The 19,183-nt window shown below is 64.4% G+C and carries 12 protein-coding genes and 1 pseudogene; 10 read left to right on the forward strand and 3 right to left on the reverse strand.

What is annotated here, in order from left to right:
* Window positions 1-1,191 carry a hypothetical protein gene (locus IPM84_19850; protein ID MBK9094974.1) on the forward strand — a complete coding sequence of 397 codons (1,191 nt, stop codon included), beginning with the start codon at window positions 1-3 and terminating at the stop codon, window positions 1,189-1,191.
* Window positions 1,192-1,205: 14 nt separating this feature from the next.
* Window positions 1,206-2,585, forward strand: coding sequence for a DNA repair protein RadA (gene radA, locus IPM84_19855; protein MBK9094975.1), 1,380 nt, complete (start codon window positions 1,206-1,208; stop codon window positions 2,583-2,585).
* A gap of 55 nt (window positions 2,586-2,640) precedes the next feature.
* Here radA and IPM84_19860 read toward each other — a convergent pair whose 3' ends face one another.
* The 3 genes from IPM84_19860 to IPM84_19870 all read right to left on the reverse strand — a co-directional run bounded on the left by IPM84_19860 (window position 2,641) and on the right by IPM84_19870 (window position 9,513).
* Window positions 2,641-5,445: a leucine--tRNA ligase gene (locus IPM84_19860; protein MBK9094976.1), complete on the reverse strand. Its 2,805-nt coding sequence runs from the start codon at window positions 5,443-5,445 to the stop codon at window positions 2,641-2,643.
* Window positions 5,446-5,897: 452 nt separating this feature from the next.
* Window positions 5,898-8,483, reverse strand: a complete 2,586-nt coding sequence (locus tag IPM84_19865) for a peptidoglycan DD-metalloendopeptidase family protein (protein ID MBK9094977.1) — start codon at window positions 8,481-8,483, stop codon at window positions 5,898-5,900.
* Between the two features lie 118 nt (window positions 8,484-8,601).
* Window positions 8,602-9,513, reverse strand: coding sequence for a TIGR01777 family protein (locus IPM84_19870; protein MBK9094978.1), 912 nt, complete (start codon window positions 9,511-9,513; stop codon window positions 8,602-8,604).
* A 206-nt stretch (window positions 9,514-9,719) separates the two neighbouring features.
* Here IPM84_19870 and grpE point away from each other — a divergent pair, with 206 nt between their 5' ends.
* The 8 genes and pseudogenes from grpE (at window position 9,720) to tnpA (ending at window position 18,657) form a co-directional block, all read left to right on the forward strand.
* Entirely contained in the window at window positions 9,720-9,842 is a 123-nt protein-coding gene (gene grpE, locus IPM84_19875; GenBank protein ID MBK9094979.1) for a nucleotide exchange factor GrpE, read from the forward strand.
* A gap of 37 nt (window positions 9,843-9,879) precedes the next feature.
* Window positions 9,880-10,866 (forward strand): J domain-containing protein, encoded by a 987-nt coding sequence (locus IPM84_19880; GenBank protein MBK9094980.1) that lies wholly within the window; start codon window positions 9,880-9,882, stop codon window positions 10,864-10,866.
* Window positions 10,867-10,917: 51 nt separating this feature from the next.
* Window positions 10,918-13,311 carry an endopeptidase La gene (lon, locus tag IPM84_19885; protein MBK9094981.1) on the forward strand — a complete coding sequence of 798 codons (2,394 nt, stop codon included), beginning with the start codon at window positions 10,918-10,920 and terminating at the stop codon, window positions 13,309-13,311.
* 13 nt (window positions 13,312-13,324) lie between these two features.
* Window positions 13,325-13,780: a DinB family protein gene (locus tag IPM84_19890; GenBank protein ID MBK9094982.1), complete on the forward strand. Its 456-nt coding sequence runs from the start codon at window positions 13,325-13,327 to the stop codon at window positions 13,778-13,780.
* Window positions 13,781-13,805: 25 nt separating this feature from the next.
* On the forward strand, window positions 13,806-14,435 hold the full coding sequence (locus IPM84_19895) for a hypothetical protein (GenBank protein ID MBK9094983.1): 630 nt from the start codon (window positions 13,806-13,808) through the stop codon (window positions 14,433-14,435).
* Between the two features lie 70 nt (window positions 14,436-14,505).
* Window positions 14,506-17,112 (forward strand): NACHT domain-containing protein, encoded by a 2,607-nt coding sequence (locus tag IPM84_19900; GenBank protein ID MBK9094984.1) that lies wholly within the window; start codon window positions 14,506-14,508, stop codon window positions 17,110-17,112.
* 20 nt (window positions 17,113-17,132) lie between these two features.
* Entirely contained in the window at window positions 17,133-17,879 is a 747-nt protein-coding gene (locus tag IPM84_19905; protein MBK9094985.1) for an SUMF1/EgtB/PvdO family nonheme iron enzyme, read from the forward strand.
* A gap of 367 nt (window positions 17,880-18,246) precedes the next feature.
* Window positions 18,247-18,657: pseudogene (tnpA, locus tag IPM84_19910) on the forward strand (IS200/IS605 family transposase).
* Window positions 18,658-19,183 lie beyond the last annotated feature (526 nt).

Consider the following 19,183-nt stretch of genomic DNA (forward strand, 5'->3'; position numbering starts at 1 on the left):
TTGCTCAAAATTCTTATCGGTATGTCCGACACGGGCGGCGGTCACCGCAGTGCCGCAGAGTCGCTGGCCGCAGTCATCAAACAGCAGCGCGGTGACTCGGTAGAGGTGGTGGTGGCTGACCTGCTCTCCAATCACACCTTCTGGCCGCTCAACCAGGTGCGTCACGCCTATGCGCCAGTCGTCACCAGGGCGCCCTCCCTGTGGAAACTGAGCTGGTGGCTGCCCGAAGCGACCTGGCGTTGGAAACTGCTCCAGCGCTCCTTCCTGCCCTTGCTGCGCGGCCCCCTGGGCGGCTACCTGCGCGCCCAGCACCCTGATCTGTACATCTCGGTGCATCCGCTCCTCAACCATATGCCGCTGCGTCTGCTGCATGCGGCGGGCAACTATTGTCCGGCGGCTACCGTCGTCACCGATCTCGGTGGCGGCCATCCTACCTGGTTTTGCCCGGACATAGACCTGATTACAGTGGGCAGTCAGGCTCTCTACGACCTGGGGCTGCAACGCGGGGTGCCGCGGTCACGCCTGCGCCTGCTGGGCTTGCCGGTCAACCCACGCTTCGGCGCGCCAGGGCAGGATCAGGCGTCACTGCGCCGCGCGCTCAACCTGGCGGAAGGCCGTCCCACGGCCCTCGTCATCGGCGGCGGCGAAGGCATGGGGCCTCTGGCCGAAATCACGCGCGCGCTGGCGCAAGCCTTGAGCGCGGTGGGCGGGCAAGTCGCGGTCATTTGCGGGCGCAACGAGAAGCTGCGCGCCGAACTGGCCGGCCAGGACTGGCCGCTGCCGGTGGTGGTGCAGGGCTTTGTGCGCAACATGTCTGAATGGATGGCCGCCAGTGACTGCGTGGTGACCAAAGCCGGCCCCGGCACCATCATCGAGGCTTGCATCGTTGGGCGCCCCATCATGCTCAGCGATTTCATCGAGGGACAAGAGACCGGCAATGTGACCTACGTGGTGGAGAATGGCATCGGCGCCTTCAGCCGTGAGCCGGAGGAGATCGGCCGCATCGTGCGTGACTGGCTGACGCCGGGCAACGCCGGCCTGGCGGCCATGTCGCTGCGGGCGCGGGCCATGGCCAGACCGCATGCCACCACCGACATCACCAATGCCCTGCTCAACCTGGTGAATCGGCGCACACCGCGCCGCGACCGACGCGGGCCTGTGCCCAAGAAGCGCCCTCTGCGCCTGACCTGACAAGGAACCATACCATGGCAAAAACCGCCAAAGTGAAGACCGTTTTTATCTGTCAGCAGTGCGGCAATACCGCCCCGAAGTGGATGGGGCGCTGCCCGGACTGCGGTGAATGGAACACCCTGGTCGAAACCACACTGGAAGCTGAGCCGGCGGCCGGGCGGCGCGGCGGTTTGGCGCCATCACACAGCGTGCCGCAGGCCCTGCCCGACATCCCGGCTGACGGCTACGCGCGCATCCCCGTGCCCATGGGTGAACTGAGCCGGGTCCTGGGTGGCGGCATCGTGCCCGGCTCGGCCGTCTTGATCGGCGGCGACCCCGGCATTGGCAAGAGCACTTTGCTCCTGCAGATGTGTTCCATGTTGGCCCAGCGCGGCCCCGTCCTCTACGTCTCCGGTGAAGAATCGGCCGCGCAGATCAAACTGCGCGCCGAACGCCTGGGTATTGCCGATCAGACGCTCTTCGTCCTGGCTGACAACCAGGTCGAAAGCATGGTGGCGCACATTCAGACCATGCAGCCGGCCCTGGTGGTGGTAGACTCGATCCAGGCCATCTACACCGACAGCATTTCGTCAGCGGCCGGCAGCGTCAGCCAGGTGCGCGAGAGCGCGGCCGCCCTGGTGCGCCTGGCCAAGGCTCAAAACACCCCCATTTTCCTGGTAGGGCATGTGACCAAAGATGGCGCTATCGCCGGGCCGCGGGTGTTGGAGCACATGGTTGATGTGGTGCTTTACCTGGAAGGTGAACGCTTTCACACCTATCGCCTGCTGCGCGGGGTGAAGAACCGCTTTGGCGCGACTGATGAGGTGGGGGTGTTCGAGATGGGCAGCCAGGGCATGAGCGAAGTGACGAATCCGTCGGAGGTGTTCCTGGCTGAACGCATGCCCAATGCTGCCGGCTCGGCCATTGCGGTCACGGTGGAGGGCACCCGCCCGCTGCTCGTCGAGATGCAGGCCCTGTCCAGTACGACCAGCTTTTCCATGCCGAGGCGCACCGCCAACGGCATTGACTTCAACCGTTTGCTGCTCCTCGTGGCGGTGCTGAGCAAACGGGTGGGCCTGCGCCTGTCTGACCAGGACGTGTTCGTCAATGTCGTGGGCGGGTTGACCGTGGAGGAGCCGGCCGCCGACCTGCCGGTGGCCGTGGCGATCGCGTCGAGTTACAAGAACGTGCCGGTGGCGGCCGATGTGGCCCTGATGGGCGAGGTGGGCCTGTCTGGCGAGCTGCGCACCATCAGCCATCTCAGCAAGCGCCTGAGTGAGGCGGCCAAGCTCGGATTCAAGCGTGCCATCGTCCCGCGCAATTCGCAGCGCAAGCTCGACGGCGCGCCTGCTGCCATCGAAGTGATCGGCGTGCGCACGATCAGCGAAGCCATCGAAGCCGCGCTGATCGGCTGACGCTGCGTCTCGAGTGACAGACACCGGGTTTCTGCAAGAAACCCGGTGTCTCGAGTCAAACGACGATGTTGACCAACTTCTGCGGCGCGTAGATCACCTTGCGCACCGGCTTGCCTTCCAGCCACTTCTGCACCCTCTCGCTGGTCAGCGCGGCGCTGCGGGCGCCTTCCTCGCTGATGTCGGCCGCCACCTCGATACGCTCGCGCACCTTGCCGTTGATCTGCACCACCAGGGTGATCAGCTCGGCGCGGGCGATGGCCGGATCAAAGCTGGGCCAGGCCTGCTGATGGACGCTGTAGGCGCCGCCGACGCGCTCCCACAACTCCTCGCTGATGAACGGCATCACCGGCGCCAGCAGCAGGATCAGGCTGCGGATGGCCTCATGCCAGGCATCGCTGCCGTAGACGGTCGTTTCCCTGACCTTGATCAGGTAGTTGTTGAACTCCATCAGCGCGGCCAGCGTGGTGTTGAACTTGAACGCGGCCATGTCCTCCGTCACCCGCTGGATCGTTTGATGGGTCTTGCGCCGCAGCTCGCTGATGTTGCCCGCGGCTGTCGGCGTCTCGGGCGGCGCCAGCACCACGCTCCAGGCGCGCTGGGCAAAGCGCAGCACCCCTTCGATGCCGCGGCTGTTCCACGGGCCGCCCATGTCCCAGGGGCCAATGAACATCAGATAGGCGCGCACCACATCCGCGCCATACTTGGCCACCAGGTCGTCCGGCGACACCACGTTCCCGCGGCTCTTGGACATCTTCTCGCCGTCTTCGCCCAGGATGATGCCCTGGTTGAACAGGCGCCGCATCGGCTCGTCGAAGTTGACCACGCCGATGTCACGCAGGGCTTTGGTGAAGAAGCGCGTGTACATCAGGTGCATGGTGGCATGCTCGATGCCGCCGGTGTACTGATCCACCGGCAGCCAGTAGGCGCCCTGGGCCGCGTCCCACGGCAGATCGTCACGCTGAATCGGCTGGCCGCGCTTGTGGTACGGCGTGACGTACGCGTACTGATACCACGATGAGCACATGAAGGTGTCCATCGTATCGGTTTCCCGTTCGGCCGGCCCACCGCACTCCGGGCAGGTGACGTAGCGAAAACCTTTATGAAACTTCAACGGGCTTTCACCGGTGGGCAGAAACTCCGCATCGGCGGGCAGGCGCACCGGCAAGTCAGCATAGGGCACCGGCACGATGCCGCACTGCGCACAGTGGATGATCGGAATCGGCGTGCCCCACATGCGTTGGCGGCTGATCAGCCAGTCACGCAGGCGGTAATTGACGGCCGCCTTGCCCATGCCCTGCTGCGCCAGCCACGCGCTGACCTTCTTTTTAGCGCCATCGCCGGGCGTGCCGCTGAAGGCGCCAGAGGCGATCATCGTGCCGTAGGCGTCATGGAACAGCACATCCTGATAGAACGCCTTGTCTTGCAGCAACTGCATGGCGATGGTCGCCTGGCCCGCACGTGCCGGGGCGATGGCCTGGCAGCGCCGCACGATCTCCTGGTCATGCGCCACACTGTCCAACTCGACGATGGCGTCGTCGAAAACGAAGGCCGCCCGACTGCCGGCCACGTCCAGCCACTTGCCCGGTGTCTTGGCCCGCTGCGCCAGGGCCAGGTAGGCGTCCACCTGTGCGGGCGTCAGGGTGACGTGATACGCGTCGTCGGTTTCCTCGAACGCGATGTCGGCCGCGGTCAACGCGGCCGCAAAGCTGGCGTTGACATGATCCTTCCAGGCCACGCTCCGGCTGACGCCGTCCGGCCGGGCGATGACCGGGATGATGGGCAGGCCGAATTTGCTGGCAAAGACGAAGTCGCGTTCGTCGTGCGCGGGCACGGCCATGATCGCACCGGTGCCATAGGTCATCAGCACGTAATCGGCGATCCAAACGGGGATGCGTTCGCCGTTGACCGGGTTGGTGGCAAAGCCGCCGGTGAAGACGCCGGTCTTTTCCCGGTCGGTTGCCAGGCGTTCGATCTCTTTTTGGCGGCTGGCCTGGAAACGGTAAGCCTGCACCGCGGCCGTCTGGGCATCTGTGGTCAACGTGTCAACCAGCGGATGTTCCGGCGCCAACACCATGAAGGTCGCGCCCCACAGCGTATCGGGCCGGGTCGTGAAGACCTCGATTGGCTCCCCGCCTTGCGCCTGGAAGATGACGCGTGCGCCCTCGCTGCGGCCAATCCAGTTGGTTTGCAGGACCTGCACGCGTTCCGGCCACTGCATGCGGCTAAAATCCAGCAATTCTTCGGCGTAGTCGGTAATCTTGAAGAACCACTGGTTCAGTTCTTTCTTGATCACCGGCGTACTGCAGCGTTCGCAGTGGCGATCGTCGCCCCAGACCTGCTCGCGCGCCAGGGTGGTGTTGCACTTCGGGCAGAAGTCCACCGGTGCGAAGGCACGATAGGCCAGCCCGGCCTCGTGCAGGCGCAGGAAGAACCACTGCGTCCATTTGTAATAATCAGGATCGCAGGTGATGGCCTCGCGATCCCAGGCAAACATCCCGCCCATCGAACGCAACTGCTTACGCATCCGCTCGATGTTGGACATGGTCCAGGTCGCCGGGTGGATGCCGCGCTTGATGGCGGCATTTTCGGCCGGCAGGCCAAAGGCATCGAAGCCCATGGGGAAGAAGACATTGTAGCCCTGCATGCGCTTGAAACGGGCGGCCGCGTCCGACGGCGCCATGGCAAACCAGTGACCGATGTGCAGCTCGCCGGATGGATAGGGCAGCATGGTCAGGAAATACCACTTGGGCCGGCTCGCGCTGGCGGCTCCTGTCAGCTCATGGGTTTGGTTGATGCCGGATGCATCCCAGCGCTGCTGCCATTTTGGCTCGATCTCTTGTGGCGTGAAACGTGCATTCATGGTCGTTCTCCGATCTTTAGTTGGTTGCTGCCCTGTGCATAGAAATAAAAAAACGTCGCTCGTCCCTGGCAGGGACGAAGCGACGCTCCGCGGTACCACCCTGATTAGTGCCGATGGGTTTTGCCGCTGCCGTGTGTAAGACGGAGGGCAGCCCAGGTGTGACACTCACTCAAGCGCCTGTTAACGCTGGCGTTGCGGCGCAGACTAGAAAGCGTGTTTCATTGCTTCATCATCTGTGCGGCTCCCGGTCGAGTTCAGTCTTGAGGCGCACGCCGCGGCGCCGTGCAGGCTTGCACCAACCGCCTGCTCTCTGGACGTTGACCTACTACTACCGTTCATGGCCTGTCATCTATTTTGCCGTTGCCTGCTCAGGCGACGACAGGCTGAGTATAGGCGACAGCGCGGGGATTGTCAAGGACAGACAACCGACAAAACGGCAACAAGGCGCTGCGTCAGGGTATCTGATCCAGCAGCAGCGGCAGAAAGATCTGACGGCTTGTGCGGGCGTCCAAGCGCCAGGGACCAAGCCATTCTCCCCTGGGCTGCACCACCAGCCAATACCAGGCCACAGCGCCTGACCAAACCGTCGTGTCTTCCAGGCTGTACGGTTGACCGGGGCCATGCGCTGGAATCAGCGTCGCATTGACACGGGTGCGGTTGGCCAGGGGCGCCCGCGCCCGATAGATGTCGAACCCGGTCACGCCCGTTTCCGTCAGCGTCTGCCAGGTGATCCAGGCATTCGAGCCAACCCAGGCCAATTGCAGGTCTTGCAGGGTCAGACCGGTGGGGCTGACGAAGCCGAAGTCGAGCTGGCGTTCGCAGGCGCCCGGCGCCAGGGTGACAGTGCGCTCGGCGGGCGTCGTCAACCACAGGTGAGGCAGCGGATTGGACGGAACGGCTACGGTGTACACGCCGGGCAAGAGCTGGTCGAACCGGTAGAGGCCGGGTGGCTCAAGGCTGCTGACGACGGTGACTGTCAGTCCACCGGGGCCGCTGATGTGAATGGGGACGCCGGCGATGCCATCACTTTCCGTGCAACTGAACGGATCGGCCGGGTCGGTGCAGCCATCCTGCAAACCGTTGGTGTTGGGGTCCAGGAAGATGAAATCGCCCAGGCAGCCCGCGCGCCAGAAGCCGAAGTCCAGGCCTGGGGTCACGTTGCTGGCGGTCACGGCGCCAATGGCCTGATGGGTGTTGACGTCGCCGTCCGAATCGAGCGTGTCGTCATCGCCCTGGTCTTGGGGGCTGCTCTGCCAGCCAGCCAGCACTCCCTCAGGGTTGAAGTTCGCTTCATTGATCTGCACACAGTAAGCGCCTGGCGCCAGGTCGGTGAAGAGGTACAAGCCGTCTGCGCTGGTGGTGTAGGCGGCGACGGCCACGCCGCTGCAATTGGTGTTGGGGTAGAGTTTGGCGAGCACGCCGGGGATGCCTGGTTCGCCCGACTCGCGGATGCCGTTGCCGTTGCGATCATCCCAGGCGTAATCACCCAGGCGATAGGCCAGGCTGCTGAGCGACGATTCATTGCCGGCCAGGTCGCGCGCCTGCACATCGAGTCGGAACAGCCCCGGCTCGGCGAGCAACGGCATGTAGTTGTCTTTGCCTTGCCACGCGCTGAACTGAGACGGCTCGCCCTCGCGCTGCCAGGCGAAGCGGTAGCCGGCCTGCGCACCGCTCAGCCCAGAATGTTCTTCCACGCTGCGCCATCTGAACTGCGGATCACGACACGCCGCGCGGGCAGGGAGCCGGCCATGGTCGCTGCAATCCACCGCGATCGCGGGCGCGGTGGGCGGGATGGGGTCGAAGCCAAACCAGCCGAACTCCGCCAGGCGTTCGTGCCGAGTGGGCGCCAGGTCCCAGGCCCGGATGTTGAGGGTGTGCTGACCGGGCGCCAGGCCGCTGAAGTCGGTCAGGCCGGTTGTCTGCAGGACGGCGGGTGGCGGACCTGTCGGGAGTGCGTCCCAGGCTGCGCTGAAGCCCCACACGCCTGACTCATCCTCGATGCTCCAACTGATGGTTTGGTTGCTGTTGACCCAGGTCTGGGCGTTGGGGCCACCGGTGAGCCGCACCGTGGGCAGGGACTGATCGTCATTGCCTGACGTCACCCAGGTGCAGCCCTGGATCACGCCGGCGTCGGCGAAGTTGATGAAGATGCGCTCGCCGTAGCCGTTTTCCACATGGAAATGCAGATGCGGGCCAGGCAAGCAATTCCCCAGGTTGCAGGTGCCCGCGGCGCATGTGCCGCTGCCACAGGTGTAGCCAATCTGATTGCTCAGCGCCAGGACCTGACCTTGCTCGACATAATCACCGGCCTGCACCGTGATCGTACCGTGACCGACATGCGCGTACCAGTCGTAGAGGTCGTCGTCGGGGATATGGCGGATGATGATTTTATTGCTGGCATTGCCGGCCGTGCAGCCGCAATCGCTGCTGACCTGTTCGGCCACCATGACGATGCCGCTACGCATGGCGACGACGGGGCTGCCGATGGGCATGGAGACATCAACGGCGTGAGAGCCGTGGTTGCAGGCGCCGGTGGCCCAAGCGCGGGTGATGTAGTAGGTATTCCCGGCCGGCCAGGGCAGTTTGTAGTTGGAGTCCTGGGGTGAGTTGGCGGATGCGTGCAACGGGGCGGTTGGGTCGAGGCTGGAATAATCGAGGCTGGATTTCCTGGCCACCGGCAACAGCGCAGCAGGCACGTTGGGCAAGAGGGCGCGCAGGGCGGGGGCGCCCTCGAAGGCCACCTCCCAGGCGTTGTCACGCCACTGAGCCACGAACTGGGTGCCTTCGCCGGTGATGAACGCGCCTTCCTGCGTGTCAACCAGGGCGCCGTAGGCCCAGGCGTCGCGACGTTCGATCTCGGTGATGACGGCGTCTGGGGTGGCCCAGGCCGTCAGCACAGCCTGGCGCAAACTCTCCATGCCCGGGTCGAGCACACGGGATGGCGTGGTCTCCGCGCCGCTCAGGCTCAGGCTCACAAAAAGCATCGCGGCGATGCTGGCGCCCAGCAGGCGCCAGCCGGATATCCGTTGTGTTCCCATTGTACGCCTCTTGCACGCCTCTTGGTTTGCAGCGGTCAAGCGACCGACGCTATCCCTCGTAGTTTACGCTCGTCAACTGACCAGCGCCGCCTTTCGGAACCGGAGCGGATGGCTCGTTTTACGTCTGATAGATGGCTGACAGGGCGGCGTCCACGGTGGAATACTGGAATCTGAACCCTTGCTTTTGCAAGCGGCTGGGGATGACGCGTTGGCCGTTGAGGAGGATGCCGGCCATTTCTCCAAAGAGAAGCCGCAAGGCGAAGCCAGGCACGGGCATGAACGACGGTCGTCCCATGGCCTTGCCCAGGGCGGTGGCAAATTCCCCCATCGTGACCGGGTTGGGGGCAGACAGGTTGAAGACGCCACGCGCCTGCGGGTCTTCCAGCAGAAATTGGATCGCGTTGATTTCGTCGGCCAGGTGAATCCAGGGGAAATACTGCTTGCCGCTGCCCACCGGCCCGCCGATGAAAAGCTGGAATGGCAGGGCCATGCGGGCCAGGGCGCCGCCGCGCTTCTCGATCACAACCCCGGTGCGGATGATGACCTGGCGCACGCCCAGGGCTTCGGCGGCCTCGGTGGCTTTTTCCCACGCCACACAGGTCGTGGCTTCGAAAGTGCTGCCCGGTTTCTCATTCTCGTTGATCTTTTCATCGCCGCGCGGGCCGTAATAGCCAACCGCCGAAGATTGCACGAGTACCGCAGGCTTGACTTCGGCCTGGCTGATCGCCTCCAGCACTGCCTGCGCAGCCTGCTGGCGGCTGTTCACAATGGCGGCTTTGCGCGCCGCAGTCCAGCGCCCGGCGCTGAGATTCTCACCGGCCAGGTTGATGATCGCGAACGCGCCAGAGGCCAGGTGACCCCAGCCCTGCGCCGTGCGACCATCCCAGGCCACAACCTGCACCCCATTGCCCAGGCTGCCCGCGGCCGCCGGGTTGCGCGAAAGGACCACCACTTCATACTTGGCGGCCAACTGCCGGGCTAACGGCGCACCAATGAACCCGGTGCCGCCGGTAATGATGACTCGTTGCATGTCTACTCCCTCCTGTCTGCTGCCGGTACCGCGAATTTATTCAATCTCTGATCCCTTTGACGACTTCTAGGCGGCGGCGGTCACGGGGAAATGCTAAATGATGAAAGCTGAATTCTGAACAGGGCAGAGGGCGTTCAGTTTTCCAACGTTTTTCTTATGCAAGGGGGTTACAGTGGTCAGGGCGAATACAACTAGGAGGCGACACGATGTTCGAGTATAATCCATGTCGTTGGCAAGCGGAGCCAGGCATGATCGTGGAGGTCATAAGCCCCGGCTATTGCGACAAGGACGCTCTACTGCGACCGGCGCGCGTGCGGGTCAGCCAGTAGGACCGACCAGTGTACGTCACAGAGAGGGAGGTGTGCCATGCAACCCAGAGATTACTATCATATTCTCGGTGTGGACCGCAAGGCCAGCGAAAAGGACATCAAGAAAGCCTATCGCAGATTGGCTCGCGAACATCACCCTGACCTGAATCCCGGTGACAAGCGCGCCGAAGATCGCTTCAAGGACATCAACGAAGCGCATGAGGTGCTATCTGACCCGGAGAAGCGGGCCAAGTACGATCGTTTTGGCGCACAATGGCAGCAGTACGAGCAGTCTGGTGGCCGTCCCGGTGGTTTTGACTGGTCACAGTGGGCCGGGCCTGGCCAGGGCGGCGCGACCACGCAACAATTCACTGCGGACGATCTGCAGCGAATGTACGCCAGCGCGGGTACGGGCGGTTTTTCGGATTTCTTTGAATCGCTGTTTGGCGGTGCGGGCCAGCGCAGATCAAGCACAAATCCTGCTGCGGGTGCGGGCCGCGGCCAAAGCCGGGTGCGCCGCGGGCAGGATATTGAGCAGACGCTGGAGATTACCCTGGAAGAGGCGTTCAACGGCACGACGCGCTTGTTGCAGCGTGACGACAACAGCACAGGCGAGGTGCATATTCCCAAAGGCGTGCAGACCGGCTCGCGGGTGCGCGTCAGCGGTGTGGGCAGTGCGGGAACGGCCGGTGGGAACGCGGGTGACCTTTATCTGAAGATTGCAGTCAAACCACACCCGGTGTTCGAACGGCGCGGGGATGATCTGGTCGCGAAGGCACCCGTTGATTTGTATACGGCTATCCTGGGTGGCAATGTGCAGGTGCCGACGATGACGGGGCCGGTAATGCTTACTGTTCCGCCGGAGACGGCCAATGGCAAGACGATTCGCCTGCGTGGGCAGGGGATGCCATTGGTCAAAGGCGACGAGCAGCGCGGCGATCTGTACATCGAAGTGCAGGTGACGACGCCGCGCAATCTCAGCCCGCGTGAAATGGAACTATTCAAGCAATTGGCCGACCTGCGCAAGGCAGGGGGCGCCTCATGACTGAGTCGGGAAAAAGTTTCGAGATTAGGAGAGACGATCATGGCGAGTTTTATGCAACCGGACGATAGTAACGATCGCGTGGCAAGTATTCCACGTGATCTCCCCATCTTGCCACTGCGCAATACGGTGGCCTATCCGTTTTCTGTTCTCCCCCTGGTGGTGGGGGTTCCGCGCTCGGTCAAGCTGATCGAGGACGCCCTGCAAGGCAACCGGCTGATTGGCCTGGTTTCGATGAAGGATGGCTCGGTCGAGGAGCCGCTGCCCGGCCAGGTGTTCGAGATTGGCACCGTGGCCATGATTCACCGCGTGGTGCGCGCGCCCGACAACACACTGCAGGTGGTGGTGCAGGGGCTGGAGCGCCTGAAGGTCGAATACTGGTTGGGCGCGGAGCCTTACCTGCGTGCCTATATTGCCCTGGCGCCCGACATCGTGCAGCAAGATGTGGAGCTGGAGGCGCTGGAGCGCAGCCTGCGCGAACTGGCCCAGGAAGTGATCGCGCTTTCGCCCAACATGCCGGAGGACGCGGGCAAGTTTCTCGATCAAGTGCAGGATTCACGCTACCTGGCCTATCTGATTGCCGCCAACTCCCGGTTGGAAATGGCCGAGGGTCAGAAGATCCTGGAGATGGACAATGTCAAGGATAAGTTTCGCGCCTTGATGGTGCATCTGACGCGCGAAAAAGAAGTGCTGACGCTGGGTCAGAAGATCCAGAGCGAGGCCCGTGAGGAGATGGACAAGGCGCAGCGCGAGTATTACCTGCGCCAGCAACTGCGCGCGATTCAGAAGGAACTGGGCGAGGCGGACGAGAGTCAGAGTGCGGTCAGCGACTATCGCCAGAAAATCGAGGATGCCGGCCTGCCCGAAGAGGCCAAGAAGGAAGCGCAGCGTGAATTGAAGCGCCTGGACGGGATGCCGCCGCAGGCAGCCGAACATTCGGTCATCAAGACCTATTTGGACTGGCTGATCGAGCTGCCCTGGAACAAGCTGAGCGAGGATCAGCTCGAAATTGTCCATGCGCGCCAGGTGTTGGATGAGGATCACTACGACCTGCAAGAGGTCAAGGACCGCATTCTGGAGTTCCTGGCGGTGCGCAAACTTGTGCAGGAGCGCGGCGTGCGTGCGGAGCCAGGCGAGGAGGAGAAGGTCAGCGAGGCGATGGGCGCCATCCTCTGCTTCGTGGGGCCGCCGGGCGTGGGCAAGACCAGCCTGGGGCAGAGCATTGCGCGCGCGCTGGGGCGCAAGTTCACGCGCATGAGCCTGGGCGGGATGCGTGACGAGGCGGAGATTCGCGGGCACCGGCGCACCTACATCGGCGCGCTGCCCGGGCGCATCATCCAGGCCATCAAGCGCGCCGGCACGCGCAACCCGGTTTTCATGCTCGACGAGGTGGATAAGATCGGCAACGATTGGCGCGGCGATCCAAGCAGCGCGCTGCTGGAAGTGCTCGACCCGGCGCAAAATCATGCATTTCGCGATCACTACCTGGATGTGGACTTCGATCTGAGCGACGTCATCTTCATCACAACGGCCAACACGCTGGAGACCATCCCACCGCCGCTGCGTGACCGCATGGAGATTATTCAACTCGATGGCTACACCGAGCGTGAGAAGATCAAGATCGCGCAGGGCTTCCTGGTGCCCCGGCAGATCAGAGCCAATGGTCTGCGTGAAGGCGAGGTGACATTTGGCGAGGAGGCGCTGCGCAAGACGGTGCAGGATTACACGCGCGAAGCTGGCGTGCGCAATCTGGAACGCCAGATTGGCGCCATTTGCCGCAAGAGCGCGGTGAAGATTGCCGCGGGCGAGGTGCAGGCCATCGCGGTGACGCCAGAGATCGTGCGCGAGTATCTGAAGCGCGAACGCTTCGAATCAGAGGCGAGCGAGGCGATCGAGATTCCGGGCATCGCGACCGGCCTGGCGGTGACCGCGGTGGGCGGCGACATACTCTTCATCGAGGCGACGGGGATGCGCGGCAAGGGCGGTCTGACGCTGACCGGGCAACTGGGCGATGTGATGCGCGAGAGCGCACAGATTGCGCATAGCTATGTCCGCTCCAAGGCCGCCGCGCTGGGGGTGGACGCGGATAAGTTCGAGCAGACCGATGTGCATATTCACGTACCCGCGGGCGCGGTGCCCAAGGATGGGCCGTCGGCCGGGATCACGATGGTGACGGCGATGGCAAGTCTCTTCAGCGGCCGGCCGGTGCGTAGTGATGTGGGGATGACCGGCGAAGTGACACTGCGCGGCCGCGTCCTGCCCATCGGCGGGGTCAAGATGAAGGTGCTGGCCGCGCACCGCGCCGGGCTGACCACGATCATCTTGCCCAAGCGCAATGAGCGCGATCTGGAAGACCTGCCGGACGATGTGCGCCAGGCTATGACCTTTGTGCCGGTGGATCGGATTGATGAGGCGCTGGCCGTGGCGCTGTTGCCAGTGGAACGCTGAGGGCAGAGGGCAGATGACACACGAGGAAATTTTGGCACAGGAAGATGCGGGCTGGCAGGCGCTGATGGCGGCTGTCGAGGGGTTGAGCGATGCGGACTGGCTGCTGCCGGGCGCGGCCGGGGAGTGGACGTTGAAAAACGTGGCCGCACATCTCTGTTCCTGGCAGGAGGAGACGCTGAACGTGCTGCCTGACATGGCGCGTCAGATCATCGCCGGGGTCAAGGAGCCGCGACGTTACGACATAGACGCCTGGAACGCGGAGCAGTACGCGCAACGCCAGGAGCAGTCGCTGGCGGAGGTGCGCAGCGGGCTGTTGACGACGCGCGCCGCGCTGCTGGCGATGATTCAACGCATGCCGGCCGAGTGGTTGGCGAGGTACAAGCACATGCGCAACTGGATCGCGGCGGTGACCTATGAGCATTACGCCGAACATGTGGAGATGATCCACGCCTGGCGCGCTGCAGCTTGATCCAATGACGCGAAAGGGAATACCGATGCCTGACATGTTCGATGCGTATCAGAAGGCTTTGACCCAACTGCGGGCTGCGCTGGGCAGCGGGCACCCTGACTATGGGGATGTCCTGCTCTACGAGCAGCGGCTGACTGAAAACATGCGCAGCGCCCGCCGCTTTGGCGATACGGAAATCCTGCGCGCAGAGCGGGCGCAGGTCATTGATGGCCTCAACCGCCTGGCCTTGCAGCACCTGGGCCGCAGCTTCAACGAACTGGCGCTGGCGCCGCCGGCGCCCAACCCACCGCCGGCCCCGCCCCGCAGCGCAGAGTTCGACATAGCCGCGTTGCGCGCCCTGCTCAACGCCGCGTTCTCCGACGAGGAGCTGACGACCCTCTGTTTCGATCATTTCCGGCCGGTGTACGATCAGTTCAGCACAGGCATGGCGCGCACGGCCAAGATCCAACATCTGTTGGAGTACGCGGAAAAGCGGCAGCAGGTGGCGCGCCTGATCGAGTTGGTGGAAGATCTCAACCCGGCGCAGGCGGCTGCGCACCGCGGCCGGCTGCGTCGCGGCGCGGTCGTGCTGGGGGATGTCAACACCGGCGGCGGCGCGATCGTGAATGGGGATGTCAGCACCGGCGGCGATTTTGTGGGGCGCGACCGGCATTAGCAGTGCGGCCTCACCTCATCCCTCGGCCGCTGAGCGGAGAGGAGAAGGGGCCGGGGGATGAGGTGTTCCTATGCTCGATAACCCTGCCCTGGAAGAAACGCTGCAGCGCCTGGTGACGCTGCTCAACGTCAGCGAGAGCGGCGCGTGGGCCTTTGCGCTCTACGACAGCGAGGGCGGCCGCCTGCGCATCCGTCAGGAGTTGGCGCTGCGCCTCTCCGTGCCCCCCATGGACGTGGCGCTTGACGCCGGCCATGCCAATCCCCTGGCTTTCCTGGACGCGCTGCCGCCAGCTGTGCAGGCCGAGCGTCTGGTGATCTCCTACACCGGCCTGGAAGCCGCGATGCCCGCGGTCTTCGGCTATCTGGACTTGCAGCGCGACGCCTTCAGCGACTATCCGCACAGCCTGGTCTTCTGGGCGACGGAGGACGCCTGGCGCCAGGTGATGGCGCAGGCGCCCAATTTCTATTCGCGGCGCCGCGGCCTCTTCGATTTCCGCGGCGCGGGGACGCAGCCCGCGGCCGCGGTCGCCTCGCACATGCAAACCCTGCGCAAGCGCGTGGCCGACCTCAAGGACAAGCTGCTCAAGCTCGAAGCCCTGCGCAGCGTCCTGGGCGATGAGATCACCGAACAGAAGAGCAAAGAGCTGGACACGGAACTGCAACTGCTGATCCAGACCGCGGGCGGCGCGTTCGTGGTTGGGGATGTGCAGACGGCCGGCGATTTCGTTGGCCGCGACCAGTGGCGGGTTTACATCAGTAATTTCTACGCTGACAAGCCGGCCGACCAGATACCGGTGGAGGTGCTGCTGGCCGCGTACCTGCGCAGCCTGGCAGCCGAGTGCAGCCGCCTGCCCCTGGGCCTCATTGACACCGAGTTCGTGCGCAGCAGCGGCGAGTCGCCCGTGCCCCTGGCTGATGTGTATGTGGATTTGGACGTGGTGTCGGTTCCGGCCGAGCGCACGCGGGACGAGCGCAGCCTGGCCCTGCACCTGGCGCGCGGCAAAGAGGGGGACCGCACGCCGTTGCTCGAGGCCATCGCGGTCGCCACCAAGCGCCGCATCGTGTTGACCGGCGACGCCGGCTCCGGTAAAACCACGTTCGTCAACTACCTGACCTATCTGCTGGCGACCCACAGCCCGGCCCTGCCCCAGGCGCTGGCCGACGCGCTGCCGGTGCGCCTGCTGCTGCGGGAGGTGGCCGCGCGCCAGATTCCGCTCGACGCCCGCCAGGGCGCGGCGGCCATGATCTGGGCCGCGCTGCGCGACGACCTGCGCCAGCGCCTGGGCGAGACGGCCGGCGACCGCGCGTTCGAGACCTGGCAGCAGCGCCTGCTCAAAGAGCCGGCCGTCATCCTGCTCGACGGGCTGGATGAGGTGCCGGAGGCGCAGCGCCGGCGTGAGGTGCTCCTGCAGGCGATCCGGGACTTCCTCGCGCCCCTGCCCAAGGTCACGCGTGTCTTGGTGACCGCGCGGCCCTATGCCTATGCCGACCCACGCTGGCATCTGCCCCGTTTCAGCACCCTGGCCCTGGCGCCCTTCGACGAGCGCCAGGTGCAGCGCTTCATCGCCCGCTGGTATCAGGCCGTGGCGCCCGACCTGGGCTGGGATGCCGTCACCGCGCAGCAGCGCGGGGAGCGCCTGGCGGCCGCGCTGCAGGAGCGCCCCTTCCTGGCCGACCTGGCCTCACGACCTCTGCTGCTGACCCTGATGGCAACGCTGCACAGCAGTTGGGGTCAACTGCCCGAAGACCGCGCGGATCTGTACGAGGAGACGGTCAAGCTGCTGCTGGCGCGCTGGCAGCGCGGCCGCGAAATCAGCGGGCCGGACGGTCAGCCCATGATCGAGCCGGGCATTGCGCAGGTGCTGGGCGTGGGCGAGGCCCGCGTGCGCGAGGCGCTGGAGCGGCTGGCCTTCACCGTCCATCAGCGCCAGCGCGAGGCCGCGGCGGCCGGTCAGGATGGCGAGGCGGCCGACATCAGCGAAGGCGAAATCCTGGTTGCGTTCAAGCCACTGCTGGGCGAGGTGGCGCCCGACGTCCTGCTGCGCTATTTGCAGGAGCGCGCCGGCCTGTTGATCGAGCGGCGCAGTGGGGTCTACGCGTTCGTGCATCGCTCGCTGCAGGAGTACCTGGCCGCGTGTTTCGTCATGAGCCAGCCGGACGCGGCCGGGCAGTTGGTGCGCTTGCTCAGCGTAGACCCCGCGTGGTGGCGCGAGGTCTTTGTGCTGGGCGCGGGCAAGAAACAGCGCGGCGGCTACGGCGACGCGGTCAACCTGATCAACGCGCTGCTGCCCGACGACCCCGACCCCGCGGCCGAGGAGGTTGCCTGGCGCCTGGCTGTGATTGCCGGGCAGGCGAGCAGGGAGCTGCGCCTGCCGGAGAAAGCGGCCGGCCAGCGCGTCTACGAGGCGGTGCTGGGCCGGGTGCGGCGCGGGCTGGTGGCCCTGGTCGAAGGGGGGCGGCTGCCCGCACCTGAACGGGCCGAGGCCGGCGACCTGCTCGGCCAGCTCGGCGATCCCCGCTTCGATCCGGGCCGGCTGGGCCTGCCGGTGCGTTTCCGCGGCCAGGCCGAGCCGTGGGCAGGCTTCGTGGAGATACCGGCCGGGCCGTTCGTCATGGGCAGCCGCAAGGGGGACAAGGAAGCCAGGGAAGATGAGTTGGGTCCGACCACAAACCGCTGACGATCCCCTACCACTTCTGGATGGCGCGCTACCCGGTGACCGTGGCGCAGTTCCAGCCCTTTGTGGAAGGCGATGGGTATGGCAATCAGCGTTTGTGGACCAAGACCGGCTGGGCCTGGCGCCAGGGCACGTGGGACAGCCAGGCGGAGAACAAAGATGTCCGTGAGTGGATCCAGCAGCGCACACCGGACAAGCGCCATGCGCCGATGTGGTGGAGCGACCAGGTGCGCACGCCCAACCGGCCGCTGATGGGCATCAGTTGGTTCGAGGCGATGGCCTACGCGGCCTGGCTCGATGCGCAGTGGCGGGCGCGGGCGGGTGCGGGTCAGTGGCCGGAGCTGCCGGCCGGTTACGTGGTGCGCCTGCCGGACGAGGGGGAATGGGAAAAGGCCGCGCGCGGCGGCGATGACCGCGTCTACCCCTGGGGCAACGAGGCGCCGGATGCAGAGCGAGCCAACATCGAGGGGGCGATCGGCCGGCCCACGGCGGTGGGCATGTACCCGACCGGCGCGACGCCGGCGGGCCTGCTCGACATGAGCGGCAACGTCTGGGAATGGACACGTACGCGCTACCGGCCCTACCCCTACCGGCCGGCCGATGGCCGCAACGAGCCAGAAGCCGAGGGCATGCCCGTGGTGCGGGGCGGTTCCTGGTTCAATTTTCCCAGGAACGCTCGTTGTGCGGTGCGCAGCAGGTTCGTGCCCGACGGCTTCAGCATTAATGTCGGCGTTCGGGTGGTTGTGTCCCTGGCGGCTTCTGGTTTCTGATACCACCGAATGAATTCGGCGTCTGATACCGAAAACCTGCTGAAGCAGGTTGGTGGGGGGCTTGAATCGTCGTCGCGAAAAAACGATGCAAGCCGCCGCATGAATTGGGCTGATACCGCCGCATGAATTCGGCGTCTGATACCACCGAATGAATTCGGCGTCTGATACCGAAAACCTGCTGAAGCAGGTTGGTGGGGGGCTTGAACCTTCGTCGCGATAAAACGATGCAAGAGGGTGTTGGGGGTGGTGTTGGTGTTGGGGGTGGGGGTGAGTTGAGGGTGTTGGGCGGCAGATTCGTGGGGTGCGGTGGATGGATTCACCTCACGGCGCCGCGGACGTTCGATCATGAAGGATGGGAGGACAGCACATGCCATTTTGGCGCACGTATTATCACCTGGTGTGGGCCACGAAAAACCGTGAGCCGTTGATTACACCGGACATCGAGCCGCGTTTGTACGCCTACATTGTTCACAAAGCCGCCGAGTTGGGCGTGTTTGTGTACGTCATCAACGGCTGGACCGATCACACTCATCTGATCGTCGCCATCCCGCCGCACGTTTCCGTAGCCGAGCTGGTCAAGCACCTCAAAGGCGCCTCTTCGCACGATCTCAACCAGCAGGGGCTTGCCGCGCATTTCGGCTGGCAGCGCGGCTACGGCGTACTGACATTGGGTCAGCGGCAAAAGCCCGATGCCGAAGCGTATGTCAGCAACCAGAAAGAGCATCATCGCATGGACACCGCCATCGCCTGGCTGGAGCGTTACTCGGAGTTTGATGAAGGGCCTGACGACCTACCATCATCGCCCGCGTCCCAACCGGTGCCGGCCCTGCGTGAATCATCGCCAACCTATGACTGCTCGGAGTTTGATGAAGGGCCTGACGACCTATCATCATCGCCCGCGTCCCAACCGGTGCCGGCCCTGCGCGAATCATCGCCAACCTATGACATTCTCGATGAACCGGCATTCTAACCCCCCAAACCTCGCCCCGCATTCATTCGGTCTCAACGAATCAACATCCCCCCCCCGAACCTGCTTCAGCAGGTTTTTCATACCAGACGCCGAATTCATTCGGTGGTCTTCGCCCCGAATTCATTCGGCAATCCATCCAGCCCCCGCATTCATTCGGCCTCAACGAATCAACATCCCCCCCCCGAACCTGCTTCAGCAGGTTTTTCATACCAGACGCCGAATTCATTCGGTGGTCTTCGCCCGAATTCATTCGGTGGCCTCCGCCCCGAATTCATTCGGTGGTCTTCGCCCCGATTCATTCGGTGGTCTTCGCCCCGAATTCATTCGGTGGTCT

The sequence above is a fragment of the Candidatus Amarolinea dominans genome, assembly GCA_016719785.1.
Taxonomy (GTDB): Bacteria; Chloroflexota; Anaerolineae; order SSC4; family Amarolineaceae; genus Amarolinea; species Amarolinea dominans.

Excerpts from the sequence above, each read along its gene's own strand:
- radA (MBK9094975.1), top strand. The coding sequence starts at position 1,206 with ATGGCAAAAACCGCCAAAGTGAAGACCGTTTTTATCTGTCAGCAGTGC.
- IPM84_19895 (MBK9094983.1), top strand. The coding sequence starts at position 13,806 with ATGCCTGACATGTTCGATGCGTATCAGAAGGCTTTGACCCAACTGCGG.
- IPM84_19900 (MBK9094984.1), top strand. The coding sequence starts at position 14,506 with ATGCTCGATAACCCTGCCCTGGAAGAAACGCTGCAGCGCCTGGTGACG.
- IPM84_19870 (MBK9094978.1), bottom strand. The coding sequence starts at position 9,513 with ATGCAACGAGTCATCATTACCGGCGGCACCGGGTTCATTGGTGCGCCG.
- IPM84_19880 (MBK9094980.1), top strand. The coding sequence starts at position 9,880 with ATGCAACCCAGAGATTACTATCATATTCTCGGTGTGGACCGCAAGGCC.
- IPM84_19905 (MBK9094985.1), top strand. The coding sequence starts at position 17,133 with ATGGCGCGCTACCCGGTGACCGTGGCGCAGTTCCAGCCCTTTGTGGAA.
- lon (MBK9094981.1), top strand. The coding sequence starts at position 10,918 with ATGCAACCGGACGATAGTAACGATCGCGTGGCAAGTATTCCACGTGAT.
- IPM84_19890 (MBK9094982.1), top strand. The coding sequence starts at position 13,325 with ATGACACACGAGGAAATTTTGGCACAGGAAGATGCGGGCTGGCAGGCG.
- IPM84_19865 (MBK9094977.1), bottom strand. The coding sequence starts at position 8,483 with ATGGGAACACAACGGATATCCGGCTGGCGCCTGCTGGGCGCCAGCATC.
- grpE (MBK9094979.1), top strand. The coding sequence starts at position 9,720 with ATGTTCGAGTATAATCCATGTCGTTGGCAAGCGGAGCCAGGCATGATC.
- IPM84_19860 (MBK9094976.1), bottom strand. The coding sequence starts at position 5,445 with ATGAATGCACGTTTCACGCCACAAGAGATCGAGCCAAAATGGCAGCAG.